The organism is Propionivibrio sp. (genome assembly GCF_049316945.1).
GTDB lineage: Bacteria > Pseudomonadota > Gammaproteobacteria > Burkholderiales > Rhodocyclaceae > Propionivibrio.
Genome location: NZ_JBMOJE010000008.1, coordinates 36,662 through 56,165, shown reverse-complemented (window position 1 = coordinate 56,165; position 19,504 = coordinate 36,662). Strand labels below are relative to the sequence as shown.

The window sequence follows — 19,504 nt, the reverse complement described above, 5'->3', positions numbered from 1 at the left end:
TCCGTTGATTGACCCCTGTGGACGGTCTGCTGGATGCTCACGAACGTTACCTCGAATTCACTGTCCTTCCTGATGAATTGCTTCCCGCAGTCTGACGCCGGGCTGACCCAAACAAGATTTGAACCAATTTTGGAGGTGATCAATGCCCGACCCCACGAACCGACTCGAACTGGTCGCCCCGCTCTCCGGTGTGCTGGTTCCGCTGGCAACGGTACCCGATCCGGTGTTTGCCCAGAAAATGGTCGGCGACGGTGTTTCGCTCGATCCGACGTCCGGCGTCCTGCTTTCGCCGGTGGCCGGTACCGTGACGCAACTGCACAAGGCGCATCACGCGCTGACCATCTCCACCGCGCAGGGCATCGAGGTGCTGCTGCATATCGGCATCGATACGGTGATGCTCAAGGGCGAGGGTTTCACGCCGAAGGTGCGCCAGGGCGATCAGGTGGAAGTCGGCCAGACGCTGATCAGTTTCGACGTCGATCTTGTCGCGCGCAAGGCACCGTGCCTGCTGACGCAGATCCTGATCGCCAACGTCGAAAAGGTTACCCGCTTCATTCCGGCCAGCGGCCTCGTGGTCGCCGGCAAGTCGGTGGTGTTGACGCTGGAACTGGCGGCAGCAGGCGCCGCCGTCGAAGTCGTTGCGGGCGACGCCCTCACCGGCGAGGCGGTCAGCCTGCCCAATCCCTCCGGCCTGCACGCCCGCCCGGCGGCGGTGCTGGCGGCCGAAGCCAAGAAATTCAAGTCCGACATCCGCCTGTTGCGAGGTACGGACGAAGCCAACGCGAAATCCGTGGTGGCACTGATGGGGCTGGCGACCAAGCTCGGCGACGCCATCCGGGTCAAGGCCACCGGCCCTGACGCCAACGAGGCCATGCGCAAGATTTCGGCGTTGCTCGCCGAGGGCTGTGGCGAGAAACCCGGCGCAGGGCCAGAGGCTACTGCCGGCGTTGCTCCAGTACGCGCCATTGCCGCATCGGCCAATGAGTTGGTCGGCGTTTCAGCTTCGCCCGGCCTGGCGGTCGGGCGCATCGTGCAATACCGCCTGCAAGCGATCGAGGTTGCCGAAACCGGTGGCACGCCGACCCAGGAGCGCAGCAAGCTCGACGCCGCGCTGCATGAAGCGCGAGCACAGATCGAAGCGCTCAAGAGCCAGCTTGCCGATCCGGCCAAGGCGCAGATTCTCGACGCGCACCAGGAACTGCTGGAAGACCCCGACCTGGTGGACCTGGCGATCAAGGGGCTCAACCAAGGCCACCAGGGCCGGAGCGCCGGTTTTGCCTGGCGCGCCGCCTTCACCGAATATGCGCGTCGCCTCGAAGCGCTGGAAGGCGTCAATAACGCCCTGCTGCGCGAACGCGCCAACGACATCCGCGATGTCGGCCGCCGTGTTCTGTCGCTGCTGGCCGGAGTCAAGCATGCGCAGATCGTGGTGCCCGAAGGCTCGATCCTGATTGCCGAAGAACTGACGCCGTCCGATACGGCCTCCTTCGACCGCAGCAAGCTGCTCGGTTTCTGCACCACAACCGGCGGCGCCACCAGTCACGTGGCGATTCTCGCCCGCTCGTTCGGCATTCCGGCCATTTGCGGCATCGACGAAGGCGCGCTGGCGCTGGAGGAGGGCATGCTGGTCGTGCTCGACGGCTCGAAGGGGATTCTGCAGCGCAATCCGAGCGCAGCCGAAATCACCCAGGCCTATGAACGCGTGGCCCGCCAGTCCGCCAAACGCGCAGAAGAACTGGCCGGCGCCAGCGCCCCGGCAGTAACGACAGACGGCCAGCGCATCGAAGTGGTGGCCAACGTGCGCAACGCCGAGGACGCGATCGAAGGCGTGGCCAACGGTGCTGAAGGCGTCGGCCTGCTACGTTCCGAGTTCCTCTTCGACGAGCGCGAAACGGCGCCCGACGAGGAAGAACAGGCCGCCGCCTACTGCGCCGTGGCCGCCGCGCTCGGTCCCGAGCGCACGCTGGTCATTCGCACCCTGGATGTTGGCGGCGACAAGCCCCTGCCCTACCTGCCGCTGCCCAAGGAAGACAACCCGTTCCTTGGTTTGCGCGGCGTGCGCGTCAGTCTCGACCAGCCGGAAATGTTCCGCACCCAGCTGCGCGCGATCCTGCGCACGGCCCGGCTGGCCAAGCTGCACATCATGTTCCCGATGATCGCCACGCTTGAAGAGTTGCGCGAGTCGAAGGCGATCCTTGCCGCCATCCTCGCCGAGGAACAGACCGCCAGCGGCCGCACCGAAGTGAAAGTCGGGGTGATGATCGAGGTGCCTTCGGCGGCGGTGATGGCCGAGCAGTTCGCCCGCGAGGCTGATTTCTTCTCGATCGGCACCAACGACCTGACCCAGTACACGCTGGCCATGGACCGCGGCCATCCCAAGCTGGCCAAGAAGGCCGACGGCCTGCATCCGGCGGTACTGAAGATGATCGCCCTGACCTGTGAAGGCGCACGCAAGCATGGCAAGTGGGTCGGCGTGTGCGGCGGCATGGCTTCCGACACCATGGCCGTGCCGGTATTGATCGGCCTCGGTGTCGATGAACTGTCGGTTTCGGTCCCGGCGATCCCGGCAATCAAGGCCCTGGTCAAACGACTTTCGCTCGCCGAGTGCCAGTTACTGGCACAAGAAGTCATTCAAATGGGCACCGCCAGCGAAGTGCGTGCGCGACTGGCTGCATTCGCCGATTAATTTTGGGAGTCAGTCATGCTGAAATCTATGGATAACACCGTCATTCCGGGCTTGACCCGGAATCTGACCGAAGGAAATGCAGAGCCAGTGGTGCACCTCTGGATTCCGGCCTTCGCCGGAATGACGACTATCCACCAGTTTCACGTTGACTGACTACTAGCCACCTTCAGGAGATTCCAACCATGTTCCAGAATTCTTTTGCCGTCCTGCAGAAAATCGGCAAGGCGCTGATGCTGCCGGTGGCCGTGCTGCCTGTGGCTGGCCTGCTGCTGGGTATCGGCGCCACCGACTTCCACACCAGCAACGAACTCGCGCTGGCCATCCTGTCACTGATGAAAAACTCCGGCGACGTGATCTTCGGCAACCTGCCGCTGATCTTCGCCATCGGCGTGGCGCTCGGCTTTACCGAAAATGACGGGGTGTCGGCCATCGCCGCGACCATCGGCTTCCTGGTGATGACGGTGACCCTCGGCGTCATGGCCGGACTGATGGGCATCAAGCCCGACATCATCCTCGGCATGCCCTCGATCCAGACCGGCGTCTTCGGCGGCATCCTGGCCGGCGGCCTGGCGGCCTACATGTTCAACCGCTTCTTCCGCATCGCGCTACCGTCCTACCTCGGCTTCTTTGGCGGCAAGCGCTTCGTGCCGATTGTCACCGCCGTCGGCGCCATTGCGCTGGGCGCCATTCTTTCCGTCGTCTGGCCACCGATCGGCGGCGCCATCAAGGCCTTCTCGCACTGGGCCGCAGTCAGTGATCCGCGGACGGCGGCGACCGTCTATGGTTTCATCGAACGTCTGCTGATTCCCTTCGGCCTGCACCACATCTGGAACGTGCCTTTCTTCTTCGAAATGGGCGCCTTCACCGATGCCTCCGGCAAAGTGGTGAGCGGCGACATCAACCGCTTCTTCGCCGGCGACCCGACCGCCGGCATCCTCTCCGGCGCCTTCCTGTTCAAGATGTTCGGCCTGCCGGCAGCGGCCATCGCCATCTGGCACTGCGCCAAGCCGGAAAACAAGGTGGCCGTCGGCGGCATCATGGTCTCCGCTGCGCTGACCTCGTTCCTCACCGGCATCACCGAACCGATCGAGTTCGCCTTCCTCTTCGTGGCCCCGGTCCTTTATTTCATCCACGCCTGTCTGGCGGCTTCGGCACAGTTCGTTGCCAACACGCTGCAAATGCACATGGGCTTCACCTTCTCGCAGGGCGGCATCGACTTCCTGATGTTCAACCTGATCGGCGGCAAGGCACAGAACGCGGGCTACGTGTTCATCCTCGGCCCGATCTACGCGGTGATCTACTACACGGTGTTCCGCTTCGTCATCCAGAAGTTCAACCTGAAGACTCCCGGCCGTGAAGACGAGGTTGTCGGCGGCGCTCCGGCAGTTGTCAGCGTAGGCAAGCACGGCAAGGCGCGCGACCTGGTTCTGGCGTTTGGTGGGCGCAGCAACATCACCAGTCTGGATGCCTGCATCACCCGCCTGCGCGTGGCCGTGAAGGTGCCGGCCAAGGTCGATCAGGCCAGATTGAAGGCGCTCGGTGCCTCGGGCGTGATGACCGTAGGCAATGGCTTCCAGGCGATCTTCGGGCCGCTGTCGGAAAACCTGAAGGGCGAAATGGAGGACTACCTCAAGGTCGCCGGCGCGGAAGCCGATGGCGAAGCGGTGCCGGTTGCTGCGCCCGTCCAGCAAGTCGCCGCCGAAGCCGCCACACCGGCCGAAGTAGAAGACTGGGTACGCGAAGCGGCTGGTCCGATGCTGGCTGCGCTCGGTGGTCGCGCCAATGTGCGAAAACTGGAAGCCATCGCCTTCACCCGCCTGCGCGTTGAACTGGCTGACGCAGCGAAGTTCGACGAGCCTGCTGCCAGGCTCTCCGGCGTTGTCGCCTTCATGACAGCCGCCCCCGGCGTGCTGCACCTGATCATCGGGGACAAGGCAGAACAGTTTGCCAGCGCCCTGAACAGTGCCTGAAGACGCCCGTATTCATTGGCCTGCAGGCTTGTTGCCTCAGCCCCGCTTCACCCTGCGGAGCTGTTCCGGGGTTATTTACCCCTCGCTACGCGACGCACGACGGCGCTCGTGTTCGGTCAGGAAGCGCTTGCGGATGCGGATGCTCTTCGGAGTGATTTCGACCAGTTCGTCATCGTCGATGAACTCGACGGCGCTCTCCAGCGTCACATCAACCGGCGGCACCAGTCGCACGGCTTCGTCGGTCCCGGAGGAACGAACGTTGGTCAGTTGCTTGCCCTTGATCGGGTTGACCACCAGATCGTTCTCGCGCGAGTGAATGCCGATGACCATGCCTTCGTACAGACGGTCACCCGGAACCGAGAACATGCGGCCACGGTCCTGCAGCTTCCACAGCGCGTAAGCGACAGCCTCGCCCTGCTCTGCCGAAATCAGCACGCCGTTGCGGCGGCCCGGAATGTCGCCCTTGACCGGAGCGTATTCGTCAAACACATGGCTCATCAGGCCGGTTCCACGCGTCAGGTTCATGCATTCCCCCTGGAAGCCGATCAGGCCACGCGCCGGAATCCGGTATTCGAGACGGACGCGTCCGCGACCATCGGAAACCATATCCTGCAGATCGCCCTTGCGGTAGCCAAGCGCTTCCATGATGCCGCCCTGATGCGCTTCTTCCACGTCAAGGGTGAGCATTTCGTAGGGTTCGCATTCCACACCATTGACCATCTTGTAGATCACGCGCGGACGACCGACGGCCAGTTCAAAGCCCTCGCGGCGCATGGTCTCAAGCAGGATGGTCAGGTGCAGTTCGCCACGACCGGAAACCAGGAAAGAGTCGGTATCGCTGGTTTCCTCGACGCGCAGCGCCATATTGGTCAGCAATTCCTTGGTCAGTCGCTCGCGGATCTGGCGACTGGTGACAAACTTGCCTTCGGTACCGGCATACGGCGAGTTGTTGACCATGAAGGTCATGTTCAACGTCGGCTCGTCGATTTTCAGCATCGGCAAGGCTTCGGGCTTCTCGTTATCGGTGATCGTGCAGCCAATCGAGAGTTCTTCAACACCGGTGACCAGCACGATGTCGCCGGCAACCGCCTCATCCAGCGAAACCCGTTCGATGCCGCGGAAACCGAAAACCTGATTGATCTTTGCCGTTTTCGGATTTCCGTGCTCGAATTTTCCGTCAGCATCGGCCTGGCCGTACATCACGGTGATCTGCTGCGCCGGTTTCAGGCGACCGCGCTGAATTCGGCCAATGCCAATACGGCCGACATAGGTCGAATAATCGAGCGCCGAAATCTGCAGTTGCAGCGGGCCCTCGATTTCGTCGGCGTGCGGTGGCGGAACATGTTCGAGGATCGCCTCGAACATCGGCCGCATGTCAGTCGAAGGTTTAGCCAGATCAAGCGTCGCATAGCCGTTAATCGCCGAAGCGTAGATCACCGGGAAATCGAGTTGTTCGTCGGTGGCGCCGAGCTTGTCGAAAAGGTCAAAGGTATGATCGACCACCCAATCCGGACGCGCACCTTCACGGTCGATCTTGTTGACCACGACAATCGGCTTGAGTCCGAGCGCCAGAGCCTTCTTGGTGACGAAGCGCGTCTGCGGCATCGGCCCTTCGACGGCATCGACCAGCAGCAACACACCGTCAACCATCGACAGCACGCGCTCGACCTCACCACCGAAGTCCGCGTGTCCCGGCGTATCGACGATATTGATATGCACACCCTGATAATCGACGGCCAGATTCTTGGCGAGAATCGTGATGCCCCGCTCCTTTTCCAGGTCGTTCGAGTCCATGACTCGTTCGGCGATATGCTGGTGGGCAGAAAAAGTACCCGCCTGGTGCAGCAGTTTGTCGACGAGCGTGGTCTTGCCGTGGTCGACGTGGGCAATGATGGCGATGTTACGAACAGGACGGGACATGGTGGGGCAACTCTTTGATAAAAGGCGGCAATTTTAGCACAGCCAAGGCCTCGATTGTTGCACTGCAAAAACTATTTACAGTTCAGGAAAAACGAAGGAAAGCAGGCTGCAAGCCTTGCCGACAGGTCGATCAGCGCTTCCTGACCGGCTTCGCCGTAGAGCGTCCCGGCGCACGCGGCGACACTTTTGGATAACGTGTTTCCTGATGGTGCAAACCCGTTCCGGCCGGCTGAAAACCCGGAATCAGGTGCTTCTTGCCGTTGCCGATCAGGTCGGCACGGCCCATCTGCCTGAGTGCGTCACGCAGCAAAGGCCAGTTTTCAGCGTCGTGGTAGCGCAAAAAAGCCTTGTGCAGGCGGCGCTGCCGCCCGCCGCGTACGGTCTCAACCAGTTCCGAATTGCGCGTGATTTTCTTCAGCGGATTGCGCTGCGTGTGATACATCGCCGTGGCAATGGCCATCGGCGTCGGCAGGAAAGTCTGCACCTGATCGAGACGGAAATTGTTTTGCTTGAGCCACAGAGCCAGATTAAGCATATCCAGGTCGCTGGTTCCCGGATGCGCTGCGATGAAGTACGGGATCAGATACTGCTCCTTGCCCGCCTCCTTCGAAAACTTCTCGAACAGCCGCTTGAACTCGTCGTAGGCGCCGATGCCCGGCTTCATCATGTGCGCCAGCGGCCCTTCTTCAGTATGTTCCGGGGCAATTTTCAGGTAACCGCCAACGTGATGCGTGACCAGTTCCTTGACGTATTCCGGCGAGCGCACGGCAAGGTCGTAGCGCAAACCGGAACCGATGAGCACCCGTTTCACCCCCTTGATGGCGCGTGCCTTGCGATAGAGCTGGATCAGCGGCACGTGGTCCGTATTGAGGTTCTCGCAGATACCGGGGAAAACACAGGAGAGGCGGCGACACGAGGCCTCGATCTTCGGGTCCTTGCAGGCCAGGCGGTACATGTTGGCCGTCGGCCCGCCGAGATCGGAGATGGTGCCGGTGAAGCCCGGCGTCTTGTCACGGATTTCTTCAATCTCCTTGAGAATCGATTCTTCCGAACGGCTCTGGATGATGCGCCCTTCATGCTCGGTGATCGAGCAGAAGGTGCAACCGCCAAAACAGCCGCGCATGATGTTGATCGAAAAGCGGATCATGTCGAACGCCGGAATCTTCGCCTCGCCATAGGACGGGTGCGGCTTGCGCTGGAATGGTGCGGCAAAGACGCCGTCCATCTCCGGCGTGGTCAGCGGCATTGGCGGTGGATTGAGCCACACATCGCGCTCGCCGTGCGCCTGGATCAGGGCGCGGGCGTTGCCCGGATTCGATTCGACATGAAAGGTACGCGAGGCATGGGCATACAGCACCGGATCATTGACCACCTGCTCGTAGGACGGCAGGCGAATCGCCGTCCGCGCCCGATCCATCCTCGGCATCCGCATCGGCGACTTGAACTGGATGACCTGCGTCTGACTGGCGCCTGGCGCCGGCGTGGCACAGACCGCATTCTTGTCCGGCTCGGGCTCCATGGCGTAAGGGTCAATGTGACGGATCAGCGGCCCCGGCGTATCGACGTCGGTCGAATCAATTTCCGACCAATCGTTACCCGGCAACCAGCCGCGCGGCACCATGAAGGCGGTACCGCGCAAATCACGAATTTCTGAAATCTTTTCGCCCGCCGCCAAGCGATGCGACAGGTCAACAAGGGCGCGCTCGGCGCTGCCGAAGATCAGCATGTCGGCTTTTGAATCGGGCAGAACCGAACGCCGCACCTTGTCCGACCAGTAATCGTAATGGGCGATCCGGCGCAGACTGGCTTCGATCGAGCCAATGACTACATTAGCCTCCGGGAAAGCTTCGCGGCAACGTTGCGCATAAACCACCACGGCACGATCCGGCCGCTTGTTCGGCTCGGCATTCGGCGTATAGGCATCATCCGAGCGAATTTTCCGATCCGAGGTATAGCGATTGACCATCGAATCCATATTGCCGGCCGTCACACCAAAGAACAGGTTCGGTTTGCCCAGCGTCCTGAACGCTGTGGCTGACAGCCAGTCGGGCTGGCTGATGATGCCGACACGAAAACCCTGTGCTTCAAGCAAGCGACCGACTAGCGCCATGCCGAAACTCGGGTGATCGATGTAGGCATCGCCGGTCACCAGAATCATGTCGCAGGAATCCCACCCGAGTTCATCCATCTCGGCACGCGACATGGGCAGAAAGGGCGCCACGCCAAAGCGCTTGGCCCAGTACTTGCGGTAGGAAGAAAGGGGTTTGGGGGCGCTGGCGTGCATGTCTGTCTTGGCATTAATCATGAGGGGGCGGATTTTACAATGTTCTACAATGATTTCAGGACACCATCCTTATGGCACGGAGGTGTCGATTGCCTAGCCAACCTTCCCCGACCATCTGGAACAGGAACACATCCACCGTGGTGCGTAGAGTCATGGCGGCGAAGGAGCATTTTTGAATGATCCGCTACGATTGCAGTTTGACTCAGAGGCTGTGAATTAATTGGGACAACCATCCAAGACCGTCATTCCGGCGAAGGCCGGAATCTGACCGAAGGAAATGCAGAGCCAGTGCGTACCTCTAATATTCATGAAAACAATCAGATAGACGAACTGGACCACGGGCTCTGCACTTCCTTCGGTCGCCTTCGCCGGGGTGACGAGTAGGTAGCATAGGCTGAAATGAATTTTTCACAGCCTCTCAGGAAAACAAGGCGGCGGCGGCATTCCGGTTCAGTTTTCCAACGCTGGTCAGCGGCAATTCGGTAACTGGACGGATTTGCCTGGGAACCTTGTAATCGGCTAAAGAGTTCCGGCAGAAGGCTTTGAGTTCATCTTCGTCGGCACTCTTGCCACGGTGAAAAATCACGAGCGCAACGGGTGCTTGTCCCCATTTTGGATCGGGAATGCCGGCACAGATCGCTCCAGCGACAGTCGGATGTTTCATCAGAGCGTTTTCGATCTCCTCCGGGGAAATGTTTTCTCCCCCTGAAATGAACATGTTGTCGGCCCGTCCCTTGATGAAAATCAAGCCGTCCTGACCCTGCAGTGCCAAGTCTCCGGTATAAATCCAGCCGTCCTCAAGAAGTGTTTTCGCGGTCCGTTCCGGGTCATGGAGATAGCCGTCAAAGTTATGCGGACTGCGTAGGCACAGAACGCCTGTTGCGCCGGGTTTGACTTCGCGCCCTGATTCCTGATCGATGATTCTGGAATCGCAATGAAACATGGACGTGCCGATGCTTGCTGAATTCGCGAGCAAATCTTCCATGGAATCTGAGCGGGGGATATAGGCACAATTGGAGGGGCCGGCCTCGGTCATCCCGTAGGTCTGGCTGATCGGAACGCCCTTGTCGAGGAAGGTTTGCATCACGGCTTTCGAGCAGGGCGCGGCGGCAGTGGTGATCGCCTGCAAACGGGAAAAATCGGTTTCCCCGAATTTTGGATGGGCGATCAGGAATTGCAGCATGGCTTCAACTGCGCCGAAATTCTGGATGCGCCCTTCATGGATCAGATCAAGCACCAGGCCGGGATTGAATTCGCGCATCAGGACGCTGGTAAGCCCCGCATGAAAAAGCGGCGTGAAGGTATTCCATCCGCCGATGTGAAAGAACGGAAAGGTGATCAGCACCTTTTTGAAGGAACCGACGACGCCGGTAAAGAGAATGTCGACCGAATTCCAGACCATCTGCCGGTAAGACACGATGCAGATTTTCGGCACCGCCGTCGTGCCGCCCGTATGGACGTACAAGCAACGATCATTCATCGCCAGCGGAATGTTCACCTCCCGGGGATCGGTCTTCAGGATGACGTTTTCAAAAAAGTTTGCGTCATCATCGATGTTGATCACCGATCGAACCGACGAGGGCACCGACAAGCTAGAGATCAGTTCAGCAAATTGATTTTCGTGAACCAGGACGCTGGGCTGAAGGCGCGCCATCAGATCATCCAGTTCCGGCTTTTTCAGACGCTGGCTCAGCGGCGCCAAAATTATCCCCAATTTCCCGCAGGCCAGATAAAGATCGATGGGTTCAATCCGGTTGCGGCAAATCAGCGTCAGCACATCGCCTTTGCGCAGGCCCAGCACGTCGTTCAGATAGGCCCCCACCCGGCAAGCCCGCTCGTTCATTTCCTGAAAGGTGTAAGCCTTTTCGGTGAATGAGTCATACAGTGCCGTTCGCTGGGGGGTCAGGGCAGCGCGGCGCCCCGCCCAATCGCCAACCCAGTTCATCGGCAGGTCGTCGTAGTTCTGAATGGGTCCCATTGGAATCTCCTTCGGTCGTTTTCGGCAAAAAGCGATATTTTCCAGAGCGCAGAATCCGTAGTGAAAGCATGAAATGCTTTTTCGTACTATCTATTCCGGGTTCTGAAGGATGAGGACAGGAATCTCAACCCCATAATTTTTAGTATCCTCGTCCGCCGTACCCCGGTCAATGTCTGTTTTCATCTCAAAATCCCTGATTGAGGCAGACTGTCACCACCTATCACAAGGGAACATTTGTTCGTTACCAGGCGGCACGCTGATCGTATTGGACCTTGGGCCCAAGTTGGACTGACATATTCCGAGCAGTTCGGCGACTTCGGAGAGGGCGAAACGGCTCTCGCTGGCCGGGGCGTGTTTTACGTCGCGCTTTTGTCCAAACTCAATGTTGGGTGACGGACAAAAACCGCCAGATCAATTGGCACCACCCTGACCGAGCACCGAATATCTGAAAAATGGGGCAAATTCTTTGCTGGTTAATATTAAAATCACAAGATGAAAAAAATTGATGGAGACTCTTGCTTTCTCGGGTGCCCATAAAAATTAAAACACTGGAATTCATTGATGACCTTCGCTTCCCCCGACCCCGCGAGCCAGTTTGAGACGCCTTTCATCGGTCTGGCCCCTTTTCTGCGCGTGAGCATTGCCGGCACGGATTTGCTGCCCATCGGCCAGGAGATGCTGGCCGTGGCTGGGGCACGTCCTGATGATGCCAACCTGTGGATGAATCTGTCCCTGGCCATGCAATGTGTCGGCCAGCGCGACCTGGGCTTGGCCATCCAGGCCCAGGCGCTGGAACTGAAGCGTATCTACCACCTCGCCGCGGCTGAACAGCCGGCAAGATTGCGTTTGCTGATGCTCATGGTGCCGGGTGATCTTTCGGCCAATACGCCGCTCGAATGCTTGCTCGAAGCCAGCGATATCGATCTGGATTTCTACTACGTTTATCCCGATTCCGGCAACGCCCCCAATTCCACCAACTCGCCGTTGGCCTTGCCCGTTCCCGAGCACGACGTTCTGATCGTGGCCATGAGCGAATGCGACGAAAACCGCGAGATTCTTGGTGCGCTGGAGCATGCCTTGGCCGTTTGGCCGAAACCCGTCATCAACGCCGCGCAGCATATTCCGTCAACCGGGCGCGAGCTTGCCAGTGCGCTGCTGCAAGATGCGCCGGGATTGCTGATTCCGCCAACCCTGCGGGCATCGCGTGCCGTATTGCTGGATATTGCGTCTGGCGTCGCCCGGCTTCCCGAGCTCTTTGACGGCTGTGATTTTCCGGTCATTTTGCGCCCCGTCGGCTCGCATGCCGGGCGTGATCTGAACAAGATTGATGATCCAGCGGCCATCGCCAATTATCTTTCCCGGGTTGATGAAGAAGAATTCTTCATGTCGCGCTTCATCGATTACAGCGGAAAAGACGGACTGTTCCGAAAAATGCGCGTGGCGCTGATCGATGGCGCGGCATTTGCCTGCCATATGGGCGTTTCTTCGAACTGGATGATCCATTACGTGAATGCCGGGATGTATGAGGAGGCCTGGAAACGAGATGAAGAGGCCAATTTCATGGCACATTTCGATGATTTTGCCCAACGCCACCGTCTGGCCCTGGAGGCCATTTACCAACGCACGAAGCTCGACTATCTGTGCATCGATTGTGCAGAAACCCCTGACGGCCAGCTCCTGGTGTTCGAAATCGACCATGCCATGGTGGTGCACGCCATGGACCCGGAACACCAGTTCCCCTACAAGCAGCCGCATATGCTGAAGGTCAAAAACGCTTTCCGGGATTATCTTTTCCGCCTGACGGCGGCGAAATGATGAAGCCTCTTAATCGCCTGAATTTTTCCGGCGGCCCCGGCGTTTTGCCGGAAAGCGTTTTGCTGCAGGCCCGGGAATCGATTATCGAGGTTCCTGAAATTGGCCTGTCGGTGCTCGGTATCAGTCACCGCTCGGACTGGTTCGCCGCTGTCGTCACCGAACTGGAAAACAATATCCGGACATTATTGGGTCTCTCCGGTGATTATCACGTGCTGTTCCTGCAAGGTGGAGCGACGCAACAATTCTCGATGATCCCGATGACCTTGCTCCGCGGAAAAACGCATCCGGCAGACTACCTGCACACCGGCTACTGGAGCGGCAAGTCCCTCCCTGAAGCTCAGCGTCAAGGGCCGGTTCGTGTGCTCTGGAGCGGCCAAGCAGACGGCTTCCGGTGTCTGCCGCGCGACGAAGAGCTTCCCTTCTCGCCGGATGCTCCTTACCTGCACTATGTTTCGAATGAAACGGTCGAGGGGCTCCAGTTCCATCGGGTGCCGGGCCGCGACGACGTGCCAAGGGTGTGTGACATGTCGTCGGATTTCCTGTCGAAGCCTTGTGCGGCCGAACGGTTTTCCCTGATTTATGCTCACGCCCAGAAAAACATCGGACCAGCCGGAGTCACCGTGGTTCTGATTCGCGATGAGATGCTCAAGGATGCACCGACCGATCTGCCTGGGTTCCTTGATTTCCGCAGTCACACTCAGGCGCATTCCAACTTCAACACGCCGCCGGTATTCGCCATCTACGTCGTCCTGCTGGTAACGCGTTGGCTGATCAACGAAATCGGTGGCCTGGCGCGGATGGACGAGATTAATCAGAATAAGGCGCAACTCATTTATCGCCTGCTCGATGGAAGCGATGGCTTTTATCGCGGCCGTGCCGAGCCTAGGGATCGCTCCGTGATGAATGCCGCTTTCAACCTGGCTACCCCGGAATTGGACAAACTGTTCATTGCCGAGGCGCTGGCGGCGGGCTTTTCCGGCCTTGCCGGGCATCGCGCGATCGGTGGCATTCGAGCGTCCATTTACAACGGCCTGACGCTTGCGGCGGTTGAGGAACTTGCTGGTTTTATGGAAGAATTCCAACGCCGGCAAGCCAGGTAATTCCGCAACCAGGAACAGGATGCAAGGAAAAGCTCCAGCCAGTTTGGACTAGCTCACTGTCCAAGCTTCACCCAAAGCCTCCGCCTGCTGCAGCACAAGCGTCACCGCCGCATCCTGCTGATCCGGCGGGTACTTGTATTTCCGCAGAATCCGTTTGACCATCAACCGCAGCTTGGCCCGCACGCTCTCCCGTTGCGACCAATCGACGCTCAAATTCGCGCGCAGATTCTCGGTCAGTTCATGGGCGACCTTCTTCAAAGTCTCGTCCGACAACTCACGCACCGCCGACTCGTTATCAGCCAGTGCATCATAGAATCTGATCTCGTCTTCGCTCAACCCGAGCTCCTCCCCGCGCCCGGCCACCTCGCGGAACTTCTTCGCCATCTCGATCAATTCTTCGATCACCTGTGCGGTTTCAATGGCGCGGTTCTGATAACGCTTGATGACGTCGCTCAACAGTTCGGAGAATTTCTTCGACTGCACCACGTTGCCGGCAAAGCGTGACTTGATCTCGCCTTCGAGCAGCCGTTCCAGCAGTTCGACCGCCAGATTTCGCTCCGGAAGATTGCGCACTTCGGCGAGGAAGTTGTCGTCGAGGATGCCGATATTCGGCTTGTCCAGCCCCACCGCATCGAAGATATCGACAACTTCCTCCGACACCACCGCCGAGCCGATGATCTGGCGGATTGCCAGTTCGCGTTCCTCGACGGTGCGCTTCTGGGCACTGATCTCGCGCTTGGTCAGGATGATCTTGACGGCTTGGAAGAAGGCCACCAGACGTAGCGGGGCAGCCGGATCTTTGAAGCGCTTCTCCAGCCGCTTCTTGATCTGTGCGCTGTAGATGTGCGGGCGTATTGCTGCGGCGCAGGCAAGGACTGAACATATCGCCACGCCAACCACAGCATACCGGCCATTGACTAAGAGTTCATCCTGAACGAAGTTCCCCTATCAGCATCTATTTTCAACGCCAACCATCGACCAAACTTCGTTCGGCACGAACACTGGGAGAGATGGCACTCGGTCAAGGTCGAGGCTGAACCGTACGTTTGAGATGCACAGGGTTGCTGGTGCGAAAATCTCCGGTGCGGGCAAGGTCGAAGCATCGTAAAACCGCAACGAGTTTAAGGCGGCAGTCCGCAGGTAACGAATATCTCCCGCCCCTTCCGCCTCGCTACCGACAGACTGGGCTAACAACCGCCACAGCTTGGCGCGATTGTGCGGCGTCAAGCTATCCTGAAGTGCGTAGGCCAACTCGAAGACGTTTTCCCCTGCATCACTTTGTTCCACCACGATGCTTGCGACGAACGTCGGCACTAACTCTCCCCGCAACTGTGTCAGGGCGAAATCATGTTGGCGGTTTGGGCGGGCGGTCGTCTTGACTTCCAAGTGGGCGCCGGGGAATGCGAAATCGAAGGTCTCCTCGGGGGTTACATGCCACCCTGTTACGAGTACATCCCTGCTCGGAGCGGCTATGATTACGAGTAATTCGCCCCACAAGCCCAAAACAGATGTCTTCGCGGGTGATGAGAACGAACGGAATAGTTCAACGGCGCCCTCGAAGAACCCGTCGACCTCTCCGGGCGTCAGATTGGGCGGCAAGCCCTCCACGGCCCCCGCCAGCGCATGGATGAACAGCGCATGCAAGCCCGGCGCTGTTGGGTCGCAAACCGCACGACAGAACGTTGCCGTGACGTAACTATCGGCAGATTCCCGGTCGTTGACGGCACATTCCACCTCAAACTCAACTTGTACATGGCGAAGACCAAGCGGAATGCGTGGCACGCGACGTTTCTGGACCCTCAGTAGTAGGATAGGTTCGCCCGCACTGCCCTTCGCAAGGTAATGCGCACCAGCGCTCGGCAACGACAGAGCTGACAGAGCCAAACCACTACTTGTGTCATGTTCTAGGGCCTCGAACTTCTCCCAAATGCTCATACCGTCCATGCTCAGGTCTCGGACTGAAGCAAGATGCGCTTCTTCAGGTTGTCCGGGATATGTATGGCAAACCAAGGCACGTCAGAGCTAGCATCCTCAGGACCGACGGGTATCGCCGACTTGAGAAATTCGAAACAGCGTAGGTGAAGTGTGACGCGTTCCTCAGAGTGAAGCTCCCGGTCCCCACAGTATTTGAGCAGTGCGCGATCGGGAGTGTTTGGGGATTTGCCCATGAACACCTGGTTGATGGACTGCTTTCGAAGTGAGCGGTTTTGCGGCTGGAGGTCCCCGACAAGGAAGACATCGCAAATCTCAGTTGGACTTTCCGCCAGCAGTCGCCCCAGGACCACGAGCATAGCCGTGCGCTCGGTCGCATCCTCGGGAGTGCCTAGTTGAACGGCAGAAAGTAGCTGCTCATAGGCATCTATTAACGGAACCGCTTCGAAAAGCTTGTTGCGCGGCGAGTTCTTGCGCTTGTCGAGGTAGCGGTCCGGAGCCACTTCATGCGCGAGCGATTCCTCAAAGCGGTTGCGGAGTTGTCCAACGAAATCATCGAACACCCTTCGGTTGTGGGCAACAGCCGTCCGGTTTACGTGGGCTGCTTTCGGGTGCAGCCAGTCAGCTGCCGCCACCTCATCCAACCCGATACCCATGATGCTCCGCCGCGTCGGTTGAAGACGGTCCGCGAGGATAAACTTTCGTTTCCATTCTTTGAGTGGCTGGCCCCGCATGCCCTCCAATTCGCTGCGGATGAAGTCCTCGTGTTCTATGTAGGACTCAAATGCGGTCTTCACCTCCGTCCGGACATACACGCGGCAATATCCGAGGTAGCCCGCTTTGTAGCCGTAAAACCGAGCACGCTGCTGGATGTTGTCGGCGTTACCTACGCCGAGCGGGCGCGGCATGTAGGTGACGGTGAGCCCCTTCACCGTGTATCCTCGATCGAGTTTCTGTCCACCAACCAGTATCCAGTATTCGTTATCGCCCCAGCGAATCGGCGCGGCACCCTTTCCCGTTGAATTGACCTCGCGAACCATAACTGTGTCGAGCACCTCATCCATTTTCACGAACAGCACGTCCAAGCCTGGCAGCTTCTCGCCGACGGTAATCATAAGGTCGGCATGCGTGACGACGAATTGCTCCTGGAGTGTGGCACGCAACACGGGGTCAGACAGCCATGACTTCCATTCCCGTAGCGGCGTTCGTATCCAGTCGAGATATTGCGTGTGCGGAGCAGTTTGCTGGGACGGATGCACCATCATGGTCCGGTTCGAATTCTGCTCGGCCAACGCGTGCGCACATGCACCCAGCAAAAAAACACGCAGGGCGTCCATCAACGACGGTGGTGCCGTCGGATAGCTCGCTGCCGTGGCTACCGCCTCAGCTGACGGGATGGCTTTTGCGTAACGCGAGCCATTAGCGAATAGTGTATCCCCGCCAACGTACCCCTGCCCTGGAGTGAGCGTTTCGGCGAAATCTGGCGAAAGGATGTCGGCGAGAGCAATGAGCAGTGGCGCTTGCGGCGTGGCCGTGTATTGGATGTATGTATGGTGGGGCAGCACCGCTTTCAGGTTGGTGACTTCCCTGTAGTTGGCGCTCAAGTTGTTTTGGTTCGTCTTTTTGTTCTTGGCGGCGCAATTATTCAGGCTCGCTTGGTCTGCCTCGTCATCAATGACAAGACAGGGCACGCCATGGAGGTTGATAGACCTGTGGCGGAGGCATTCTACGAGATTTGCCAGTCGCTGATGTTGCTTGAGCACCGTGATGAGGATGGTCTTCTTCTTTCTCTGGCTCACCGACGGTGAGCGCCAGCGGCCGAGTTGCAGCTTCAACGCCTCGAAGCCACTGTTGTGCGGCGCGGGGTTGTCAACTAGCACCCATGGCTGTCCAGGCTCGTCGGATATCGCCAAGTCCTGCTTTAAGCGATCCTCGGACTGTGACTTCAAGTTGTCGATGGTACCAGCGATGAGGATAACCACGCCAAATCCGTTGTCCCTAGCGAGGGCTGTAAGGGTGGTAAAAGACAGGGTTTTTCCGCTCTGCACGTAGCCTACTACAAGGCCGGTTGCCTCGGCGTCAGGATCTTTGGGGGGTACGCAGCGACCGAGTATCCGGTGAGCTTCGAACGCCACAGTGTGAAGAGCCTCCTCGCTTGCCTCCCCAGCGAGAACCTTCCGCTTTAGAAAGTCGGCCGTAACGTCCCCCTGCCTGGGCATCCAGCGCAGGTCGGGTTCTATGCCTGACAGTTCTTCTATGGTAACGGTCATGGGAGTGAGCCTGAAAGGGTCTCCCGCAGGAGCTTGTTAATCCAATGGAGAGGAACCGCTGCAGAGGTGCCACCTCGCTGCATGCGCACCAGTGCTACGGAGATGGCTGTGGCGAAACGTAGAATGAGTTCCGTGTTGCCGTTTTCGGGACCAATGAAGCGCTCAACGAAGGGGTGTGCCAGTGAAACGTCCACCGTAATCCGGTGCTCCTCGAGTTCTTCGAATAGGTCAGACGTGGTCTGGTCCGAAAAGCGTAGCCAGTCAGCGACATTCGGGTCAAGTGTCATGCGCAGATTAATGACCCAACGGCTGCCGTCCACCAAAATTTCCACGCTACGCTGTGATACTGGTGCTACGTCTAGCGCCGGCGGGGTCGGCGGGGCAACCTGCACCAACTCCTGAGGGACGGGCTCGCCGCTCAGTACGGGGCCGGCTGTACGTTCCAACGCCTTTGTGACACTGACCGTCGCCGTATCGGCGACGGTCGTTATGACTGTCCGCGAAGGCCGGGCACGGTGCTGCTCCGCCTGACGAAGGAGATTCATCGGCTCGTCCTCGACTGCGTTGCGGAGCTTGTCGAGTACATCCTGCTCATGCTCGTCCCACTTGAAGCCGTCCTTGGTGTGAGAGACCTCGAAGCCCTCAACGTGCAACTCCCCGAACAAGCGCTGGAATCGGTAGCTGTTGGCGTTGCCGAAAATCTCCAAGGGCCGGAAGGGTTCGTCATCGCTACCGACAATCAACCGGTTCCGGCGAAACAGTGCGAAGCCCGCGTGCGTCGTGGACCCCTCCGCGCGCAAGGCTGCAAAGCCATGGATGCGCTTTCCCTCCCCGAAATCGATATCGACCGCCTTTCGCCATTCCATAGACGGTGCATCAGGCGAGGCAGCGGGCGTTGCTTCGAGGATGGCGGCGCCGGTATAGCTAAGGGGGTCGGCGTCTCGATCCCAGAGCAGTTCTATGTCTCCCCTGCGCAGGAACACACGGTAGATGCTGGAAAGGTGCTCCCTGAGTTTCTTCTGGGTCCGCGCCTGCGGGAACTTCGCTCCGAGCTTCTCCAGAGTAACGATTGTGTAGTGCTCGCCGGGAGCCGCTGGACGTTCCTCGACCCCAAGCGTTTCTGTGCGGTTGCTGACGATGGCGCCAATGTCAAAGCGCACAGTGCGTTCGACGGATTCCCCAAGAGCCTTCGTGCGCACGCTCCACAGGTCAGAAAACCAGCATGCTGCCGCCTTCATGCCCATGCCGAACTCCGATAACCCGGTCCGGTCAAGCGGAATCTCTGCTGGCCGGAAGGCCCGGGCGAAGTCTCCTATGAAGATGCCGGCCGCGTTATCGGTAATTTCAATCATAGAGAGTTCTGGGTCCAAGCGGACCCGGATTCGCAGCTTGAAATGTGGCCCTTCCTGCGCCCGCAGTGCATCTATGTTTGCAATATGGCTCTGAATGCTGTTATCAACAAATTCTGCGACGGCGAACCAGGCCTTGTAATTGAGGTGTTTTAACACCGAAAGCATGTTCACTTCGGGCCGAATATTAATGGTGGGGG

The 19,504-nt window shown here is 58.9% G+C and carries 12 protein-coding genes; 5 read left to right on the top strand and 7 right to left on the bottom strand.

Going from position 1 to position 19,504, the window contains the following annotated elements; genetic code table 11:
• Positions 1 to 142: 142 nt before the first annotated feature.
• From ptsP to ptsG, 3 genes are read left to right on the top strand one after another with little or no spacing between them, the layout of a single operon-like run.
• Positions 143 to 2,686, top strand: coding sequence for a phosphoenolpyruvate--protein phosphotransferase (ptsP, locus tag ACOYNV_RS03465; protein ID WP_422898346.1), 2,544 nt, complete (start codon positions 143 to 145; stop codon positions 2,684 to 2,686).
• A gap of 15 nt (positions 2,687 to 2,701) precedes the next feature.
• Entirely contained in the window at positions 2,702 to 2,839 is a 138-nt protein-coding gene (locus ACOYNV_RS03460; protein ID WP_422898345.1) for a hypothetical protein, read from the top strand.
• 29 nt (positions 2,840 to 2,868) lie between these two features.
• Positions 2,869 to 4,656, top strand: coding sequence for a PTS glucose transporter subunit IIBC (gene ptsG, locus ACOYNV_RS03455; protein WP_422898344.1), 1,788 nt, complete (start codon positions 2,869 to 2,871; stop codon positions 4,654 to 4,656).
• Between the two features lie 75 nt (positions 4,657 to 4,731).
• Here ptsG and typA read toward each other — a convergent pair whose 3' ends face one another.
• The 3 genes from typA to ACOYNV_RS03440 all read right to left on the bottom strand — a co-directional run bounded on the left by typA (position 4,732) and on the right by ACOYNV_RS03440 (position 10,838).
• Positions 4,732 to 6,576 (bottom strand): translational GTPase TypA, encoded by a 1,845-nt coding sequence (gene typA / locus ACOYNV_RS03450; RefSeq protein ID WP_422898343.1) that lies wholly within the window; start codon positions 6,574 to 6,576, stop codon positions 4,732 to 4,734.
• Positions 6,577 to 6,706: 130 nt separating this feature from the next.
• The gene (locus tag ACOYNV_RS03445; RefSeq protein WP_422898372.1) at positions 6,707 to 8,779 is read right to left on the bottom strand and encodes a YgiQ family radical SAM protein; all 2,073 of its coding nucleotides are present in this window, start codon (positions 8,777 to 8,779) and stop codon (positions 6,707 to 6,709) included.
• A gap of 499 nt (positions 8,780 to 9,278) precedes the next feature.
• Complete coding sequence (locus ACOYNV_RS03440) at positions 9,279 to 10,838, bottom strand: class I adenylate-forming enzyme family protein (protein ID WP_422898342.1); 1,560 nt, start codon at positions 10,836 to 10,838, stop codon at positions 9,279 to 9,281.
• A gap of 561 nt (positions 10,839 to 11,399) precedes the next feature.
• Here ACOYNV_RS03440 and ACOYNV_RS03435 point away from each other — a divergent pair.
• The gene (locus tag ACOYNV_RS03435; RefSeq protein WP_422898341.1) at positions 11,400 to 12,653 is read left to right on the top strand and encodes an ATP-grasp domain-containing protein; all 1,254 of its coding nucleotides are present in this window, start codon (positions 11,400 to 11,402) and stop codon (positions 12,651 to 12,653) included.
• On the top strand, positions 12,650 to 13,753 hold the full coding sequence (locus ACOYNV_RS03430; RefSeq protein ID WP_422898340.1) for a phosphoserine transaminase: 1,104 nt from the start codon (positions 12,650 to 12,652) through the stop codon (positions 13,751 to 13,753). The genes ACOYNV_RS03435 and ACOYNV_RS03430 overlap by 4 nt, the downstream gene beginning before the upstream one ends.
• Positions 13,754 to 13,801: 48 nt before the next feature.
• Here the strand turns inward: ACOYNV_RS03430 and ACOYNV_RS03425 are convergent, their stop codons facing one another.
• From ACOYNV_RS03425 to ACOYNV_RS03410, 4 genes are read right to left on the bottom strand one after another with little or no spacing between them, the layout of a single operon-like run.
• A complete protein-coding gene (locus ACOYNV_RS03425; RefSeq protein ID WP_422898339.1) occupies positions 13,802 to 14,644 on the bottom strand; it encodes a DUF3387 domain-containing protein in 843 nt (280 codons plus the stop codon).
• A 57-nt stretch (positions 14,645 to 14,701) separates the two neighbouring features.
• Positions 14,702 to 15,697 (bottom strand): PD-(D/E)XK motif protein, encoded by a 996-nt coding sequence (locus tag ACOYNV_RS03420; protein ID WP_422898338.1) that lies wholly within the window; start codon positions 15,695 to 15,697, stop codon positions 14,702 to 14,704.
• A 2-nt stretch (positions 15,698 to 15,699) separates the two neighbouring features.
• The gene (locus tag ACOYNV_RS03415) at positions 15,700 to 17,955 is read right to left on the bottom strand and encodes a Z1 domain-containing protein (protein ID WP_422898337.1); all 2,256 of its coding nucleotides are present in this window, start codon (positions 17,953 to 17,955) and stop codon (positions 15,700 to 15,702) included.
• Complete coding sequence (locus ACOYNV_RS03410) at positions 17,952 to 19,472, bottom strand: ATP-binding protein (protein WP_422898371.1); 1,521 nt, start codon at positions 19,470 to 19,472, stop codon at positions 17,952 to 17,954. The genes ACOYNV_RS03415 and ACOYNV_RS03410 overlap by 4 nt, the downstream gene beginning before the upstream one ends.
• Between the last annotated feature and the right edge of the window lie 32 nt (positions 19,473 to 19,504).